Origin of the sequence: Martinezella rhizogenes (genome assembly GCF_000799715.1) — a bacterium.
GTDB classification, from domain to species: domain Bacteria; phylum Pseudomonadota; class Alphaproteobacteria; order Rhizobiales; family Rhizobiaceae; genus Rhizobium; species Rhizobium rhizogenes_C.
In genome coordinates, this window is sequence record NZ_JUHG01000014.1 from 284,545 (window position 1) to 302,181 (window position 17,637).

A 17,637-nucleotide genomic window follows, 5' to 3' on the forward strand; every position below is an offset into this window, starting at 1 on the left:
GGCTACTCCTGGCTGGTTTTCTGTAAGGTCTTGTCCATGTCGCGCACCGCTTCGAACAATACGGCGGCGCCCATGGCGATATCGTCGTTTTCGGCCCATTCATCGGCGCAATGGCTGCGGCCTTCCTTGCAGGGCACGAAGATCATGGCGGCCGGCGCCACCTTGGCAACCCAGGCGGTGTCGTGCCCGGCACCGGACGCCATGCGGCGGTGCTTGGCCCCGACCGTTTCGCAGGCACGCTCCAGTGTCTCGAGCAGGCCGGCATCGCCCGGCGTCGGGAAATTGTCGGAGACGCGGACGGGCGGCTTGATCGTTACGCCATAAGCCGTAGCTATCTTTTGTACCGCACCCTCGATCCAGGCCAGGAATTGCTCCATGTCCCCACGGATCTCCGCGCGGCCGTCGATCAGCAGCACAACCTTGGACGGAACGACGTTGGCGGCGTTCGGCTCGATGCGGAATTCGCCGACGGTTGCGGCAAAATGGCCCGGCGTCTTCGCCTGCTCCGTCGCTCGCTGCCTGATGTCGAGCACCAGTTGCGAGGCGGCCACCAGCGCATCGGCGCGCCGTCCCATCGGCGTGGTGCCGGCATGGTCGGCGCGGCCTTCGACGGTGATTTCGATGCGGGTAATGCCGGCAATGGCGGTGACGATGCCGATATCCTTGTTCTCGGCTTCGAGGATAGGTCCTTGCTCGATATGAAGTTCGAGGAAGCCTGCAAGATCGGGCCGCTTCTGCGCGAGCAATGTCGCCGGGTCGCCGCCGACCTCGGCGATGCCTTGCGCGAGGTTGCGGTCGCCGCTCGTGCGCGTCAGCCAAGCCTCCGGCAATTGCCCGGTCATCCCGCGGCTGCCAATGCAGGAGACGCCGAAGATGCTGACTTCCTCGGCGAGGAAATCGACGATCTCCAGATCATGATCCAGCTGAATGTCCTGATCCTTCAGGGAACGTGCGACTTCCAGCGCCGCGATCGTGCCGGCAATGCCGTCGAAGCGGCCGCCATCCGGCACAGTATCGGAATGCGAGCCGATCAGGATCGTGCCGAGGCCGGGCTTTGCGCCAGCGCGCCGGCCGATCAGATTGCCGGCGGCGTCCATGCGGGTTTCCAGCCCCGCCGCCTTCATCCGTGCGTCAATGTAGGCGCGACCGTCCAGAAACAGCGGCGAGAAAGCACGGCGGGTCCAAAGGTGATCCGGTTCGGTGATCTTCGCCAGCGCGTCGATATCCTCGGCGATGCGATCGGCGTTGACGGGCAGGTTGCGCTTCGGTTGGTTCATCAGGCAGTCTCTCCAGCGATGCTCTGGCCAGCAATAATCTGGCGGGGAAGCGGGCGAACGAATTTGCCGCTGCCCGGCTCGGCCAGCACTTTGTTCTTGTCAGCAATCTGTTTGCCTCTGAGATAGGTGGCGGACACCGTCCAGGGCAGACGGATGCCATTATAAGGGCTCCAACCGACGATATTGTTACCGCTCGAAGCGGCGTCATAGATGGTTTCGCGCGGTTCCAGTACGACGATATCGGCGTCCTTGCCCGGCGTCAGGGCGCCCTTGATATGGTCGAGACGAAAGTGCTTAGCCGGATTCTCCGCCATCAGCTTCGCCGCCCAGGTCAGCGACACGCCGCGTTCCAGCGCGCCCTTGACGAAGAGCGGCACCATGACTTCCAGCCCCGGCACGCCGGAGGCATTGGCCAGCATGTCCGGATTGGTCTTGCGGTTTTCCGACCAGCTGACGTGGTCTGTCGAGACCAGCCAGACATTGCCTTCCGCCACCTTGCGCCACAGCGTTTCGACTTCGGCGCGTGGGCGGATCGGCGGATTGATCTTCGCCTTGCCGCCGAGGCGTTTGACGTCGTTTTCCTCGTCCAGCGTCAGGTAATGGATGCAGCATTCCACCGTCGCCTCGAAACCATCGCGGCGATAGGCGCGGGCGATGTCGTAGCCGCGACCGAGCGAGCAATGCACCACATGCGCGGGGCAACCGGTATTGGCGCCGGTCTCGAAGATCGTGTGCATGGCGAGCAGTTCGGTGATCGGCGGACGGGAAAGGCCGTGGGCGCGATAATCGGTGATGCCGCTGGCCTTTACCTGCTCCATGTAGGTTCGAACCGCCTCGTCATCCTCATTGTGCACGCCCGCCGTCAGACCGGTCGGGGCAATCGCCGCAAAGCAGGCGTCGAGCAAGGCGGGGGGAATGCGCGGGAAACGCTTCGGGTCGGTGCCGAAGGTTGAGAATTTGAAGGCGGCAACGCCGGCCTCGACCATCTCTCGAATACGCGCCGGGCCTTCTTCCGGGTCGATCGTGCCATAGAGCGCGAAGTCGACGCGGGCTTGTGGCGATGCATGATCGACCTTCTTCTTCACGGCTGCGGCCGAGCAAACGAGATTGCCTTCGTCATAGGGCATGTCGACAATGGTGGTGACGCCGCCGGCCGCTGCCGAGCGCGTCGACCAGATGAAGTCTTCCTGGTCCTTCTGGGAGAGCGAATGCACCTGCGCGTCGATAGCGCCGGGCAGGATCAGTGCTTTCCCGAGCAGATGCCGCTCACGCGCTTGCGGCGGCACGCCGATGCCGATCTCCGCGATCTTGCCGTCGCGCACGGCGACATAGCCCTGCTCCACGATACGAACCGGCAGAACCACGGTGCCCTGCAGAACGAGATCGAAGTCAGCCATATCCAGTTTCTCCGTTCAGATTGTCACCGTATCGCGATAAAGCCGCTCTTCGATCCGTTCCAGCGAGCCTAGTGCGAAGAAATCATCATAGGCGAGGATCGGCTGATGGGCGATCATCTCGGAGACGAAGGCTTCGGAGCCAAGCTCCTCCTCGATCGCCTCGACTTCGGCCGAAAGCGGCCGGTCGACCTCATAGAAGTCGGCATGCTTGCGCACGACGTCGTAGAGCATGCGAGCCACGCCTTCCGGTTTGTCGCCAAGAATGTCCATCGCCTGCGCCGAGAGCAGGGCCTCCAGCGCGGCGAGGCGCTTTAGCGCCCGCATCTGCCGATCGAAGCGCTCAATGACCAGCGGCAGGAAAGCGGCCTCGTCCTCCATGCCGCCGGCGACCACCAACGACTGGGCCGAGACCGGATTGGACATGGACAGCACGCGCGAAAAGATCTCGCCGGCAAGCTTGATGATCGGGCCGAAGCCGGTGGCGATCTTGCCCTCCGGCACCAGATTGACCGGCAGGCCGCGCCGCTGGCCGTTGCCAAGCAGGACGCAGTGGTTGAAGGCGTTTCGCGCCGCATGCGCCATGCAGATGACGGCGGCCTCGAGCAGGATAGTGACGTCGAGCGGCAGCGAGCCGCCGGAGGTCATCACGCGTCCATCGACGATGACGGGATTGTCGTCGGAGCGGCCGGTTGCCGCCAATATCTTGTGGCCGGCGGTCAGGAGATTCTCGATTACCGCGCCGTAGACCTGACCGATCATGCGCAGGCTCAACGGGTCCTGCACATGGGTTGCTACAGGCCAGGGCCATTCGTCGGAGGCGTTGCAGAGCCATGCGCCGATCAGGGCTTCCCGCGCGGTGCCAACATGGCGCACCGCATACCAGGGATCGCGCGAAGCGCCGAGCGCGCCTGCCGCCATCATGCTGGTTGCCAGCAGCACCCGGATCGAGGAGGCGGCATTACGGGTAGTTTCGGCGGCGGCGGCAAAACTCACGGCGTTGATGCTGAGCGAGGCCAGGCTGTCGCGCGGCAGCATCTTCACCGGATCGATGCCGGCTGCGGTGAAGGCCTCAGCTGCCTGCATGCGCCGGCCGCGATAGACGGCCTCACCGACCCCGGTCAGCACCGCGCCGATCTGGCCCATCAGGCCGATATCGGCGCAGCCGATCGAGCCGGTGCGGCGGACGACGGGGATAACATCCGTGTGCAGAAGCTGGAGATAGGCGTCGATCAGGCCCGGCGAGCAGCCGACCTTGCCGGTCAGCGCCGTATTGACGCGGATCGCCATGGCATTGCGCACGACGGACATGGAAAAGGGAGCTCCGGTGCCAAAATGATGCGCGCGCACCAGGCCGAGATTGAAGGTGTCGAGGTCTTCCGGCGACCACTCCACATCCTTCATCGCCCCGACGCCGGTGGTCGAGCCATAGACAGGCATGCCGGACTGGATGGTGCTTTCGAGAACTTCGCGCGCCGCCTGCACCCGCGCCATGCCGCTTTCCGATGCCGTGGGCATCGCGACGCCAGCGCCGATCCGCACCAGATCGCTGAACCCCAGGGGATGCCCGGTGAGTTCGATGCCGGCTTTCTGGCGCTCCATCTTCGCTGTTCTCCTTTTCCGCAAAACTATGCGATCACGATCGCGAATGGGATATCCCAAATAGCGAACACCTGTCATGACGCGTATAAAAAAGCACACGCAAAACATGCTACGGCACGGTCAAGGACACATTATAGCTGAAAGCGGGCGTGCGGGATTGACCAACAGGTTCCGCAACCGTTTTCATATCGAAACATCCGTCCAATCTCAGAAGATCATCAAGATGAAAATTCCGGAACTCGCTTTCACCACAACGAATTGGGATGAGGTTCCCGCCACCAGGCACGAGGGCGAAAGCGGCCATGCGCTCTGGCGGACATTGAATATCGGCGACATCCGCGTCCGGGTTGTCGAATACACGCCCGGCTATGTCGCCGACCACTGGTGCGATCGCGGTCACGTTATCTACGTGCTCGAGGGAGAATTGATCTCGGAGCTGAAGGACGGGCGGGTCTCGGTCCTGACGAAGGGCATGGGCTATCAGGTGTCCGATTTCGGCGACGCCGCGCATCGCTCGTCGACAAAGACAGGCGCCAAGCTGTTCATCGTCGACTAGTGCATAGGTTCAGGGCGACTTAAGCCGACAGCAAGCCGCAGCAGCCCCCAAGTCCGGGGCTGCTGAAACAGGTCAGCTCAGGTGCCAGGCCAGATAGAGCAGCGAGAGCGCGATGATCCAGAGCGCCAGGCGGCCCGACCGGCTGTGCTTGGCCTCCGCCTTGCCGATCGCCTCTGCGGTCTGCGGGTCGAAACGCACGCCGTTTTCACTCATATGCAGCAGTTCGTGGTGGAATTTCTCGGTCTTGGCGGCGATTTCGGGAATAGCCTCCGCAAGCTTCACGGCTGCTTTCAAACCGTCCTTGAGGTCGGTTACGATGCGCTTGGGTCCGAGATTGGTGCGGATCCAGTCGCCAACGACAGGCTCGGACGCCTTCCACATGTTGAAGCGCGGATTGAGCATGCGCGACACGCCCTCGACCACGACCATGGTCTTTTGCAGCATCACCAGCTCCGGCCGCGTCTCCATGTCGAAGAGTTCGGTCACTTCAAAGAGCAGCGTCAGCAGCTTGCCCATCGAGATCGTCTCGGCCGGCTGACCGTGGATCGGCTCGCCGATGGCGCGGATGGCCTGCGCGAAGCTCTCGGTATTATGATGCGCCGGCACGTAGCCGGCCTCGAAATGCACTTCGGCCACGCGGATATAGTCGCGGGTGATGAAGCCATAGAGAATTTCGGCGAGGAAGCGGCGTTCTTTCTTCCCGAGCCGTCCGACGATGCCCATGTCGACGGCAACGATCATGCCGGTCGCATCGACGAAGAGATTGCCGGGATGCATATCGGCATGGAAGAAGCCGTCGCGTAGCGTATGGCGCAGGAACGACTGGATCAGCGTGTCGGCAAGCGTATTGAGGTCGTGGCCAGCGGCCTTCAGGCCCTCGATGTCGGACATCTTGACGCCGTCGATCCACTCCATGGTGATGACGTCGCGGCCGGTGCGTTCCCAGTCGACCTTGGGGACGCGGAAGCCCGGATCTTTCTCGGTATTTTCGGCGATCTCGGAAAGGGCCGCCGCCTCGAGCCGCAGATCCATCTCGACCTTGGTCGTCTGTTCCAGTGTCTGCGTCACCTCGACCGGCCTCAGCCGGCGGCTGGACCGCAGGAAGCGCTCCTGCAGATGGGCGACGAGATACATCGCCTGGATATCATTGCCGAAGCGCTGGCGCACGCCGGGGCGGATCACCTTGACGGCCACACGCTTGCGGCCCTCCGGTGTTTCGACTTCCGCCGGATGCACCTGGGCGATGGAGGCGGCCGCAATTGGTTCGCTAAAGCTTACATATAGATCGTCGAGCTTGCGGCCGAGCGAACCCTCGATCGATGCCTTTGCCGCCGCTTGCGGAAAGAATGCCATGCGGTCCTGCAGCTGCGACAGATCGTTGGCCATGTCGACACCGACGACATCGGGCCGTGTCGCGAGGAACTGACCGATCTTCACATAGGAAGGCCCGAGACGCTCGACGGCCTTGGCGAGCCGGTCGCTGCGCGCCTGGCTCTTGGCGCGCTTGCGGGCAAACATGCCGACGAAGGATTTGGCAAGGCTGACGGACGGCGGCAGACCTTCCGAGGGAAGCGAAATAACGACGCCTTCGCGCACCAGCACCCAGCCGACCCGGAGAAGGCTGAAATATGCGTTGAAACCACTCATCGTGTCTCAAGATCTCGCGGGATGCCAACCGAAAACCGCATCATATTCTTCGGTATCATGCGTCAGAGCTTCCAGCCGGAGTGCAAGGCGGCAATGCCGCCGGTGTAATTGGTGAAGTTCACACGCGAAAAGCCGGCCTCGCGGATCATCGTCGCGAAATCCTGCTGGTTCGGGAATTTACGAATCGATTCCACCAGATATTGATAGGGCTCCGCGTCACCGGTGATCGCTTTGCCGAATTGCGGAATGGCATTGAAGGACCAGGCCTCGTAGACGCGATCGAGCAGCGGCAGGTCGACCTCGGAAAATTCCAGCACCAGCAGCCGGCCGCCGCGCTTCAGTACGCGGTGAGCTTCCTTCAGCGCCACATCGATGCGCGGCACGTTGCGGATGCCGAAGGCGATCGTATAGGCGTCGAAGGAGTTGGGCTCGAAAGGCAGTTCCTCGGCATTAGCCTCGATGAAGGTGAGGTTGTCGGTCAGCTTCTTCTTCGCCGCGCGCTCCGCGCCGACACCGAGCATCGAGCCGTTGATGTCGAGCACGGTCGCATGCGCCAGCCGGTTCGAAGCTTCGACGATACGAAAGGCGATGTCGCCCGTGCCGCCGGCGACATCGAGGACCTTGTAGCTCGGATCCTTGCGCGGGTTGAGCGCCGAGATCATCGCATCCTTCCAGGCCCGGTGCAGGCCCATGGACATGACGTCGTTCATGATGTCGTAGCGCTTGGCAACCTTGTGAAACACCTCGTTGACGAGGCCCTGCTTCTCGCCATCGGCGACCTCGCGGAAGCCATAGGATGTTTCCATGCCGCCATCGGCGGAGGTGCGGCTTTCTGCCATCAGCTCAACTCCAATACATAATTCAGCGGCGGACCATGGCGAAATCGCGTTTGCCACGCTATCTCATCAGCCAGATCACCGGCCGCGATGCCCTTGGGCTATAGCCCAGATCATAAGCGGTTGAAACATAAAGATGGATAGAGATGCCGGAATTACCAGAGGTCGAAACCGTCAGGCGCGGGCTTGCTCCTTCCATGGAAGGGGCGCTGCTTGCCGAGCTGGAACTGCGGCGCAGCGATCTGCGCTTTCCCTTTCCGGCCGAGTTTTCCCGCCTCGCCTCCGGCCGCGGCATCACGTCGCTGTCGCGCCGTGCAAAATATCTGCTGATCGATCTCGATGACGGCATGACGATCATCGCGCATCTCGGCATGTCCGGTTCGTTCCGCGTCGAAACCGGTGCGGTCGCCGAGACGCCGGGTGAATTCCATCATCCGCGCTCCAAGGACGAGAAGCACGATCACGTCATCTTCCATCTGACGGGTGCCAACGGACCCGCGCGCGTCATCTACAACGATCCCCGCCGCTTCGGCTTTATGGATATTGCCAGGCGCGCCGATCTCGCCAGCCACCCGTCTTTCCGCGATCTCGGCCCGGAGCCGACCGGCAATACACTGAGCGCCGATTATCTGGCCGGGCGCTTCTTGGGCAAGGCGCAGCCGTTGAAGAGCGCGCTGCTCGACCAGAAGAACATCGCCGGCCTTGGCAATATATATGTGTGCGAGGCCCTATGGCGCTCGCATCTGTCGCCGGTGCGCGCCGCCGGCACTTTGGTCACCAAGGCCGGCATCCCGAGCGAGGAATTGCTCCGGTTGGTCGAGGCGATCCGCGAGGTCATCGCCGATGCGATCGCCGCCGGCGGCTCGTCCTTGCGCGACCATATCCAGACGGATGGTTCGCTCGGCTATTTCCAGCATTCCTTTTCCGTCTACGATCGCGAGGCCAAGCCTTGCGGCACGCTCGGCTGCGGCGGTACGGTCGCCCGCATCGTCCAGGCGGGCCGCTCTTCTTTCTATTGCGCTTCCTGCCAGACCTAATCGACCAGAACGGATTGAACGGAGGAGAGACACATGGCCTATGAAACCCTCATCGTCGAAACGCATGGAGCAGTCGGTCTTATCCGGTTGAACCGGCCCCAGGCACTGAATGCGTTGAATTCGACGGTATTGGCCGAGTTGAAAGAGGCCTATGCCGCCTTTCATGCCGATGAAGCCATCGGCGCGATCGTGCTCACCGGCTCGGAAAAGGCCTTTGCCGCCGGCGCCGACATCAAGGAGATGCAGCCGCTCGACTTCGCCGATGTCTACAAGGGCGATTTCATCGGCGGCTGGGACGAGATCGCCAGAGCGCGCAAGCCCGTTATCGCCGCCGTCGGCGGCTTTGCGCTCGGCGGCGGCTGCGAACTCGCCATGATGTGCGATTTCATCATTGCCGCCGATACGGCGAAGTTCGGCCAGCCGGAGATCACGCTTGGCGTCATCCCCGGCATGGGCGGTTCGCAGCGTCTGACGCGCGCTGTCGGCAAGGCCAAGGCCATGGACATGGTTCTGACCGGCCGGATGATGGATGCGGTCGAAGCGGAGCGCTCTGGCCTGGTCTCCCGCATCGTGCCGGCCGACAAGCTGATCGATGAGGCGCTTGCCGCTGCCGCCAAGATCGCCTCGCTGTCGCGCCCCTCTGTGCTGATGGCCAAGGAGGCCGTCAACCGGGCGCTGGAGACGACGCTCCAAGAGGGGTTGCGCTTCGAGCGCCGGCTGTTCCACAGCCTGTTTGCGACCGAGGATCAGAAGGAAGGCATGGCGGCTTTCATCGAGAAGCGTAAACCCGTCTTCAAGAACAGATGAAGGCGAGATTCCGGAATTGCGCGGGTTCAGCAAGAATCCGCGTTGACGTCGTCGCGCATTCCGGCTATATGCCCGCCACAGTTTGGAAAGCCGATCTGGTTTTCCGCAATTGCTCCCGCATTGCTGGATGAAGTGGCCGCAGGGCCCGCGCTGCACTGACGGAGTTATGTTCGAATTCTAAGAGAGGCATACATGGCCAATACCAGCTCGGCGAAAAAAGCGACCCGCAAGATCGCCCGCCGCACCGAAGTCAACAAGGCTCGTCGCTCGCGCGTTCGCACTTTCGTCCGCCAGGTCGAAGAAGCTATCGCATCGGGTGACGCTACCCTGGCGAAGGAAGCTTTCCTCGCCGTGCAGCCGGAACTGGCTCGCGCAGCCACCAAGGGCGTCCTGCATGCCAACACCGCTTCTCGCAAGGTTTCGCGTCTTGCCAAGCGTGTAAAGGCGCTTTCGGCTCCGACCGCGTAATATTTCGTTAAAGATTCAGTCGTTAGACTTAAGCCCGGCCTTTGTGCCGGGCTTTTTGGATTCTGCCAAATCGCTTCATATTGCTAAAATGTAGCCGGCTGACCATGTCAATGACGTGACAGAAATATACATTTAAAAACAGTTGGTTACGGCAGGTTGTCCCAACGCCATGTGATCAGTGTGATAGGTTGCCGGCTCACGAGTGAGTCAAGGGATTTTTTATTTTTTTTGTTTTTAAACCCCAGGGAATCGCATTGAACGGGAATCTCCTTGATTCAAAAGCGATTCTTTTTTGACGGGCTTGTGACAGTCAAAAACGGCCTCCCGAGTCAATGGCCGCCTCTTAATTTTGTGTAAAATTCATCGTTGATATCCGGCCTCGATCCTGCCTAAATGGCTTTCAACAAGGGGCGCGGACATCACCTTCAACGGCTTCGGCGAACACTGCCACTAAAGGCGGCGTAGGTGGTTTTTGTCTCTTGTGACGGAGCGGTTCAGTTCCGTTTTTTCAAACAGTTGACGAGTTGAGATCGCAAGCGGCAACGCTGGCGAAATGAGAAAGCTTGTCTGTCCTTTGCAGTCTAAGTCCCAAGCGTGACTGTAGGGGAGGGGAGAAAAATTGACAGCCGTTTTGGCGCAGCCGGTAGGAATACGAGGACCGAACGACTGCTCCAGATAAAGATGCCAGGCCGAAAGCAACTCAAGCAGTCGTTTTCGCCAAGGCATTTGTGTCAGGTCCGTTTGGCTGGACCCGGCTGATGAACCGGTATGCGGCGAAGCTCACAACAACGAGCGCGACTGTTATGCCATGGCGTAGACCCAAGGGCGGCGGCGGAATTTCCGCCCTATAAAAAGAAACTGTGGAAGGCGGCATTATGCAAATAAATACGAGGACGGCGGGTGCGTTGGAAAATGGGGACAATGCACCGCAGGCGTTCAGTGCGGTTTGCCTTGAAGCGGCGGGGGAAAAAGGGGAGATGCAGCATAACGTATTGTTCGAGCGTGTCAGTGCACGCTTGAAGGCTCAGGTCGGTCCGGATGTTTATGCCAGTTGGTTTGCACGGCTTAAGCTTCATTCGGTATCGAAGAGCGTCGTTAGGCTGACCGTTCCGACAACATTTCTGAAGTCCTGGATCAACAATCGTTATCTTGATCTCATCACTAGCCTGTTTCAGGCGGAGGACGCGGAAGTCCTGAAGGTTGAAATTCTGGTTCGCACGGCGACCCGCCACGCTGCAAAGCCCAGCGTGGATGTGCAGGTTGTCGTTCCCGACTCGACCGCGGTAGCGCCAATCCGTCGCACGACGGCCCAGCCTGCCGGTCACGTCGTGGCGCATGCCGTGAGCGCGGCTGCCGCTGCCCGGCCCGCGACGATGGGCTCGCCGCTGTTCGGTTCGCCGCTCGATTCCCGCTTCACCTTCGACACCTATGTCGAGGGCAGCTCGAACCGGGTAAGCCTTGCCGCCGCCAAGACCATCGCGGAGGCTGGCTCCGGCGCGGTGCGGTTCAATCCGCTCTTCGTTCACTCGACAGTCGGTCTCGGCAAGACGCATCTTTTGCAGGCGATCGCCAACGCAGCCGTGCAGAACCCGCGCAACCTGCGTGTTGTCTATCTGACCGCGGAATATTTCATGTGGCGCTTCGCCACCGCCATTCGCGACAATGATGCGCTGACGCTGAAGGATTCGCTGCGCAACATCGACCTTCTGATCATTGACGACATGCAGTTCCTGCAGGGCAAGATGATCCAGCACGAGTTCTGCCATCTGCTCAATATGCTGCTCGACAGCGCCAAGCAGGTCGTCGTTGCCGCCGACCGTGCGCCTTGGGAGCTGGAATCGCTCGATCCGCGCGTGCGCTCACGTCTTCAGGGCGGCGTCGCCATCGAAGTCGAGGCGCCGGACTACGAGATGCGTCTCGAAATCCTCAAGCGCCGCCTGGAAGCTGCCCGCCTGGAAGATCCGTCGCTGGAAATCCCGGCTGAACTCCTCTCGCATGTCGCCCGCAACGTCACGGCAAGCGGTCGTGAGCTGGAAGGCGCGTTCAACCAGCTGATCTTCCGCCGCTCTTTCGAGCCGAACCTGACGGTCGAGCGCGTCGACGAATTGCTTGCCCATCTGGTCGGCTCCGGCGAACCGCGCCGTGTCCGTATCGAGGACATCCAGCGCATCGTCGCGCGTCACTACAATGTCTCGCGCCAGGAGCTGGTTTCTAACCGTCGCACCCGGGTTATCGTCAAGCCGCGCCAGATCGCGATGTATCTGGCAAAGACGCTGACACCGCGCTCCTTCCCGGAGATCGGTCGTCGCTTCGGCGGTCGTGACCACACGACGGTGCTACATGCGGTGCGCAAGATCGAGGAGCTGATTTCGGGCGATACCAAGCTGTCGCATGAGATCGAGCTGCTGAAGCGCCTGATCAACGAATAGTTCGCGATCCTCTTTGCGTTTTATCAACGGCCGGCTTCATCGCCGGCCGTTTTGCTTTATTCTATAAATATCTGAAATACTGAGTCGGATGCCCGGCTTCCGGCGGCCGGCGGCGCCAATGGGGAGCGTATCGATGGGCTTTGACAGAATTGCCGTTCTCGGTCTCGGCAAGGTCGGGCGGCTTGCCGCCACATTGCTTCATGAAAGCGGTTTTGTCGTCACCGGTGTCGATGCGCGTCTGCCTGCCGACACTCTGCCCTTTGCCTGCGAAACGGGCGATGTCTCCGATCCGGCGCTGATCGGCAACCTCTTTTCCCGCGTCGATGCGGTGCTCTCCTGCCTGCCCTTTCATCTGAACGCCGCGCTGGCGCAACTGGCCCATGACGCCGGTATCCACTATTTCGACCTGACAGAGGACGTGCCGACCACGAATGGCATCATAGAGCTTTCAAAGAGCGCTCGCGGGCTGATGGCACCGCAATGCGGCCTGGCGCCCGGTTTTATTGGCATCGTCGGCGCAAGCCTTGCCGATGGCTTCGATCGTTGCCGCTCGATCCGCATGCGCGTCGGTGCGCTGCCGCAGAATCCGACGGGCTTGCTGGGCTATGCCTTCAACTGGTCGCCGGAGGGCGTGGTCAACGAATATCTGAACGATTGCGAGGTCATCGAGGGTGGCGTGCGCAAGCTGGTTTCGCCGATGGAATGGCACGAGACGCTCTATGTCAACGGCGTCAAGCTCGAAGCCTTCACCACCTCGGGTGGTCTTGGCACCATGTGCGCCACTATGCTCGGCCGCGTGGAAAACCTCGACTACAAGACTATCCGCTATCCCGGCCACATGGAGCTGATGAATTTTTTCTTCCACGAGCTGCTGATGCGCGATCGCCGCAAGCTTGCCGGCGAGATCCTGACCGAGGCGAAGCCGCCAGTCGATGACGATGTCGTCTATGTCCATGTCTCTGCGGAAGGCACGATCAACGGCAATCTGCGCCGCAAGGAGTTCGTGCGCGCCTATTATCCGATCGAGATTGCCGGCGAGAGCCGCACCGCTATCTCCTGGACCACCTCGGCTTCGGTCGTCGCGGTCATCGAACTGGTGCGCGCCGGCCGGCTGCCCTCGACCGGCTTTCTGCATCAGGAGCATATTCCGCTCGACATGTTTCTGGAGACCAGGACCGGCAGCCTGTTCAAGGGCGGTGCCACCCATCTCGGGTGATACGCCTATACGGGCGGCGTTGTGCGCGAAACCTCGGAAAACAGCCAGGTGCGGAAGGCGACGATGGCTGGCCGCTCCAATGCCGCCGGCGGATAGACCAGATGGTAGGCTAGCGTGCTTGCAAGCCCAATGGGGAAGGGTGCGACGAGCGTTCCGTCAACCAGCTCCTGTTCGATGAAGGAGCGGCGCATCAGCGCTATGCCGAGCCCCGCTTTCATGGCGTGGTAGGCGCCCATGCCGTCGGTGAAGATCGGACCTCGTGTGGCGTCGACTTTCGTCGCGCCCGCCGCCTCCAGCCAGAGTTGCCAGTCGCGGCGATAGACGTCGTGGATCAAAGTAAGGCCAGCCAAAGTATCGGCTGTCGGTGACGGGCCAAGGGCGGCGGCAATCTCGGGGGTGCACACCGGCACGTATTGGTCATCGAGCAACCGCTCGCTCGCCAGACCCTCATAGGCGCCGAGCCCATGGCGAATGGCGATGTCGATGCCGTCGCGCTGGAAATCCATCGTCCGATACGAGGCGCTGATGCGCAGATCGATGTCGGGATGTGCCTGCTCGAAACGCAGGAGCCGCGGCACCAGCCAATGCGTGGCGAAGCCGGCCGTGCAGGTGACGGTCAGCACCGTATCGCGCGCCCGCATCGTCAATGCCGTCGTTGCTTCACGTATCAGGCGGAAGGCCGTGCGCATCGTCGCGAAATAATCGGCACCCTCGGCCGTCAATGCCAGGCTGCGCGCGCGGCGCTCGAAAAGCCGGACCCCGAGCGCGGTCTCGAGATCGCGCACCTGCAGGCTGACGGCGCCGGGTGTAACATGCAGCTCCCTGGCGGCGAGCGTCATGCTCAGATGTCGGGCCGAAGATTCGAAGGCGCGTAACGCCGAAAGGGAGGGCAGTTGATCCATAACGATTGAGTTCAGCTAAACTATTGAGTGAGAAAGACTCGCTTGCAAGAGCGCTCTGATCGCGAGATAATTCCATGAATTTCGAGAGTTGGCAAGAAAAGGCATGCAAGCCACAATCGAGAATAACTCAATAGCCTTATGACGGGAGAAATGTCATGGCGCAGAAATCGATGGGCGCGGCGGAGTGGGGCATGCTGCTGGGGTTATCGGTCCTCTGGGGCGGCTCCTTCCTATTCAATGGCATCCTGGTGCGCGAACTGCCACCCTTCACCATCGTCACCGCGCGTGTCGCCTTGGCGGCGGTCGCCCTGCATGTCATCGTCCGGATAACCGGGCAGGCGATGCCGCGCGACCGTCAGGCCTGGGCCGCCTTCTTCGGCATGGGCTTCCTCAACAATGTCATTCCCTTCCTGCTGATCGTCTGGGGCCAAACGCATATCGCCAGCGGCCTCGCCTCGATCCTCAATGCCACGACACCGCTTTTTGCGGTCGTGGTGGCGCATTTCCTGACGGCGGACGAGAAGATGACCCGCAATCGCCTGATCGGTGTTATCGTCGGTTTCGCCGGCGTGGCGCTGATGATCGGCCCATCGGTGCTGAGCAGTCTCGGTTCGAACGTGCTGGCGCAGCTTGCGGTGCTAGGCGCTGCCTTCACCTATTCGCTCGCCGGCATTTTCGGTCGGCGCTTCCGCCGCATGGGCCTGGCGCCGATCATCCCGGCGGCCGGGCAGGTGACGGCCTCGACCATCCTGCTGCTGCCGGTCGCCCTCTTCGTCGATCACCCGTGGACGCTGGCAATGCCCTCGACCGAAACTTGGGCGGCGCTGGCAGGCCTGGCGATCCTTTCGACGGCAATCGCCTATGTCCTGTTCTTCCGCATTCTGGCGACGGCGGGCGCCACCAACCTGATGCTGGTCACCTTCCTCATCCCCGTCAGCGCCATCCTGCTCGGCGCACTGTTTCTCGGTGAGCAATTGCAGCTGAAGCACTTCATCGGCATGGCAATGATCGCCGTCGGCCTTGCGGCAATCGACGGGCGGTTACTTACCCTCTCCTTGAGGGGGAGGGTCGGCACGTAGTGCCGGGGTGGGGTGATTCTTTGTTTAGGTGAGCTGCGAAATCGGTGAGGCCACCCCCACCCGCCGCTAAGCGGCGACCTCCCCCTCCCTCAAGGGGAGGGGATTAACGCGCCAGATCAGCAACCACGGAATCGAGGATGAGCATCCCCGCCGGCGTACAGCGCAGACGGGAGTTGCCGAGGCGCTCGATGAAGCCGTGTTCCAGCAGGAATTCCTCGCGCGCCTGATCCGGCTCACGGCCGGACAGCTGCTGCCAGCGGACGAGATCGATCCCCTCTTTCAGGCGCAAGCCCATCAGCAGCAATTCGTCGGCCTGTTCGTCGTCGCCGAGCATTTCCTGATCGGCTATGCCGTGGCCATCACGCTCGACCAGTTCCAGCCAGGTTTCCGGCTTGCGCTCGGTGGCGGTCGCGAGTTTCTTCGGGCCGAGGGTCAGGCGGCCATGGGCGCCCGGACCGATGCCGGCATAGTCGCCATAGCGCCAGTAGGTGAGGTTGTGGCGGCTCTCCGCGCCTGGACGGGCGTGGTTGGAGACTTCGTAGGCCGGCATGCCCTCGCGCTCGGTGATTTCCTGCGTCGCCTCGTAGAGCAGCGCCGACTGGTCGCCATCCGGGACGATCAGCTTGCCGGCCTTGTGCAGGCCGAAGAAGGGCGTGCCTTCCTCGATGGTGAGCTGATAGAGCGAGAGATGATCGACGGCATAGGAGATCGCTTCCTTCAGCTCACGCTCCCATTCCTCGACAGTCTGGTTCGGACGGGCATAGATGAGGTCGAAGGACATGCGCGGGAAGATGTCGCGCGCCAGCTTGATCGCCTTCAGCGCGTCGGCGACATTGTGCAGCCGGCCCAGGAATTTCAGATCGCGGTCGTTCAGCGCCTGCACGCCCATCGACACGCGGTTGACGCCGGCGGCGCGATAGCCGCGGAAGCGCTCGGCCTCGACGCTGGAGGGATTGGCCTCCATGGTGATCTCGATACCATCTGGCACATGCCAGTGCTTGGCGATGCCATCGAGAACGGCGGCGACCGTCTCGGGCTTCATCAGCGACGGTGTGCCGCCGCCGAGAAAAATGCTGGTCACCGTCTTCGGGCCGCCGATTGCCCGCATCGACGCCATCTCCTTCAGGAAAGCGGCTGTGAAGCGCTCCTGATCGACCGGCTGATGGCGGACATGGCTGTTGAAATCGCAATAGGGGCATTTGGCCGCGCAGAAGGGCCAATGCACATAGACGCCGAAGCCGGGTTCACCGGTATCGGGCAGCAATTGCGCCTCACGCGTCATGTCTTGCGGTTCCATGATGTCCACAGGCTTGAGCTTACGCCTCCAGACAGGTTTCGACAAAGAGCTTGAAGGCCCGGGCACGGTGCGAGAGCGCCTGCGGTTCGCCCGGCTTCCAGCCATGCTTCTCTTCGGCGCCCATCTCGCCGAAGGTCGTCTCATACCCCTTGGGCTGGAAGATGGGGTCATAGCCGAAGCCTTGGCTGCCGCGCGGCGGCCAGGCAACGGTGCCCTCGACCTCACCGCGGAAGAGCTCGGTATGTCCGTCCGGCCAGGCGAGGCAGAGCACACTGACGAAGCGTGCCGTGCGGCTTTCCGGTGTGGTGGCGCCTACCTTTTCGAGTGCGGTCTCGACCTTCTGCATCGCCATGACGAAATCGCGGGTACCGTCAGCCGTTTCCGCCCAGTTGGCGGTATAGACGCCGGGATCGCCACCGAGCGCGTCGATCACCAGACCGGAATCGTCGGACAAGGCCGGCAGGCCGGAGGCATTGGCCGAGGCCAGCGCCTTGATCGTCGCATTTTCCTCGAAGGTCGTGCCGGTCTCGTCCGGCTCGATGAAATTGAGGTCGGCGGCCGATGTGGCGGTAAAGCCGAACGAGCCGATGAGATCCTGAATTTCACGGATCTTGCCGGCATTGTGGCTGGCGACGACGATGGTCTTGGTATCGAGCTTGCGCATATCCTGTCCTGTCAGATGCCCCAGATCCGGGGTTCGGCGCATTCCAGGCTGTTGCCGGCCGGGTCGCGGAAATAGATCGAGCGGCCGCCGTTCGGCCAGTGAAAATCAGCTTCAATAGTGACGCTGGCGGCCTTCAGTCTCTCCGCCATCGCCTCGATATCGTTGCCGGCGATCCGGAAGCAGACGTGACCATGCCCCTTCGTGCCATGCGGCGGCACGGGCAGGGCACCCGGCTCCGGCGGCTTTAGCGTCTCGGCCGGATTGAAAATCAACAGCACACCCGGCCCACAGCGATAAAAGACATGTCGGTTACCGCCGCGCGAGATCTTCTCAAGCCCGAGGATGCCGCCATAAAAGGTCTCCACCGCGTCGAGATCATCGGCATAAAGAGCCGTTTCGAGAACACCTTCCAGCGACGGGTTCATC

Annotated in this window: 16 protein-coding genes; 7 read left to right on the plus strand and 9 right to left on the minus strand. The window is 61.7% G+C overall.

Annotated features, from left to right (window positions below; genetic code table 11):
* Positions 1–2: 2 nt before the first annotated feature.
* From EX00_RS18895 to EX00_RS18905, 3 genes are read right to left on the minus strand one after another with little or no spacing between them, the layout of a single operon-like run.
* On the minus strand, positions 3–1,277 hold the full coding sequence (locus tag EX00_RS18895; protein WP_047461180.1) for a Zn-dependent hydrolase: 1,275 nt from the start codon (positions 1,275–1,277) through the stop codon (positions 3–5).
* On the minus strand, positions 1,277–2,674 hold the full coding sequence (locus EX00_RS18900; RefSeq protein ID WP_047461182.1) for a dihydroorotase: 1,398 nt from the start codon (positions 2,672–2,674) through the stop codon (positions 1,277–1,279). Before EX00_RS18900 ends, EX00_RS18895 begins: the two co-directional genes overlap by 1 nt.
* A gap of 15 nt (positions 2,675–2,689) precedes the next feature.
* The gene (locus EX00_RS18905; protein ID WP_047461189.1) at positions 2,690–4,273 is read right to left on the minus strand and encodes an aromatic amino acid lyase; all 1,584 of its coding nucleotides are present in this window, start codon (positions 4,271–4,273) and stop codon (positions 2,690–2,692) included.
* Positions 4,274–4,496: 223 nt separating this feature from the next.
* On the opposite strand from EX00_RS18905, the gene EX00_RS18910 reads away from it, so the two are divergent.
* Positions 4,497–4,829, plus strand: a complete 333-nt coding sequence (locus EX00_RS18910; protein WP_047461858.1) for a DHCW motif cupin fold protein — start codon at positions 4,497–4,499, stop codon at positions 4,827–4,829.
* Between the two features lie 72 nt (positions 4,830–4,901).
* On the opposite strand, the gene ubiB is transcribed toward EX00_RS18910, so the two are convergent.
* Together ubiB and ubiE are read right to left on the minus strand one after the other, a co-directional pair.
* Entirely contained in the window at positions 4,902–6,476 is a 1,575-nt protein-coding gene (gene ubiB, locus EX00_RS18915; RefSeq protein WP_047461195.1) for a 2-polyprenylphenol 6-hydroxylase, read from the minus strand.
* 62 nt (positions 6,477–6,538) lie between these two features.
* A complete protein-coding gene (gene ubiE / locus EX00_RS18920; protein ID WP_047461198.1) occupies positions 6,539–7,315 on the minus strand; it encodes a bifunctional demethylmenaquinone methyltransferase/2-methoxy-6-polyprenyl-1,4-benzoquinol methylase UbiE in 777 nt (258 codons plus the stop codon).
* Positions 7,316–7,458: 143 nt separating this feature from the next.
* Here ubiE and mutM point away from each other — a divergent pair, with 143 nt between their 5' ends.
* From mutM to EX00_RS18945, 5 genes are all read left to right on the plus strand, one after another.
* Positions 7,459–8,349: a bifunctional DNA-formamidopyrimidine glycosylase/DNA-(apurinic or apyrimidinic site) lyase gene (gene mutM, locus EX00_RS18925; RefSeq protein WP_047461201.1), complete on the plus strand. Its 891-nt coding sequence runs from the start codon at positions 7,459–7,461 to the stop codon at positions 8,347–8,349.
* Between the two features lie 33 nt (positions 8,350–8,382).
* On the plus strand, positions 8,383–9,156 hold the full coding sequence (locus EX00_RS18930; protein WP_047461204.1) for an enoyl-CoA hydratase: 774 nt from the start codon (positions 8,383–8,385) through the stop codon (positions 9,154–9,156).
* Positions 9,157–9,348: 192 nt separating this feature from the next.
* Positions 9,349–9,624, plus strand: a complete 276-nt coding sequence (gene rpsT / locus EX00_RS18935; RefSeq protein WP_047461206.1) for a 30S ribosomal protein S20 — start codon at positions 9,349–9,351, stop codon at positions 9,622–9,624.
* Between the two features lie 875 nt (positions 9,625–10,499).
* Positions 10,500–12,053 (plus strand): chromosomal replication initiator protein DnaA, encoded by a 1,554-nt coding sequence (gene dnaA, locus EX00_RS18940; protein WP_047461213.1) that lies wholly within the window; start codon positions 10,500–10,502, stop codon positions 12,051–12,053.
* A gap of 133 nt (positions 12,054–12,186) precedes the next feature.
* A complete protein-coding gene (locus EX00_RS18945) occupies positions 12,187–13,269 on the plus strand; it encodes a saccharopine dehydrogenase family protein (protein WP_047461215.1) in 1,083 nt (360 codons plus the stop codon).
* Between the two features lie 5 nt (positions 13,270–13,274).
* Here the strand turns inward: EX00_RS18945 and gcvA are convergent, their stop codons facing one another.
* Entirely contained in the window at positions 13,275–14,171 is an 897-nt protein-coding gene (gene gcvA / locus EX00_RS18950) for a transcriptional regulator GcvA (protein WP_047461217.1), read from the minus strand.
* A gap of 155 nt (positions 14,172–14,326) precedes the next feature.
* Here gcvA and EX00_RS18955 point away from each other — a divergent pair, with 155 nt between their 5' ends.
* Positions 14,327–15,250 (plus strand): DMT family transporter, encoded by a 924-nt coding sequence (locus EX00_RS18955; protein WP_047461218.1) that lies wholly within the window; start codon positions 14,327–14,329, stop codon positions 15,248–15,250.
* Positions 15,251–15,353: 103 nt separating this feature from the next.
* Here the strand turns inward: EX00_RS18955 and hemW are convergent, their stop codons facing one another.
* From hemW to EX00_RS18970, 3 genes are read right to left on the minus strand one after another with little or no spacing between them, the layout of a single operon-like run.
* Positions 15,354–16,547, minus strand: a complete 1,194-nt coding sequence (hemW, locus tag EX00_RS18960) for a radical SAM family heme chaperone HemW (RefSeq protein ID WP_234709055.1) — start codon at positions 16,545–16,547, stop codon at positions 15,354–15,356.
* A gap of 19 nt (positions 16,548–16,566) precedes the next feature.
* The gene (gene rdgB / locus EX00_RS18965) at positions 16,567–17,211 is read right to left on the minus strand and encodes an RdgB/HAM1 family non-canonical purine NTP pyrophosphatase (RefSeq protein WP_047461220.1); all 645 of its coding nucleotides are present in this window, start codon (positions 17,209–17,211) and stop codon (positions 16,567–16,569) included.
* Positions 17,212–17,222: 11 nt separating this feature from the next.
* Positions 17,223–17,636, minus strand: a complete 414-nt coding sequence (locus EX00_RS18970) for a VOC family protein (protein WP_047461224.1) — start codon at positions 17,634–17,636, stop codon at positions 17,223–17,225.
* Position 17,637 lies beyond the last annotated feature (1 nt).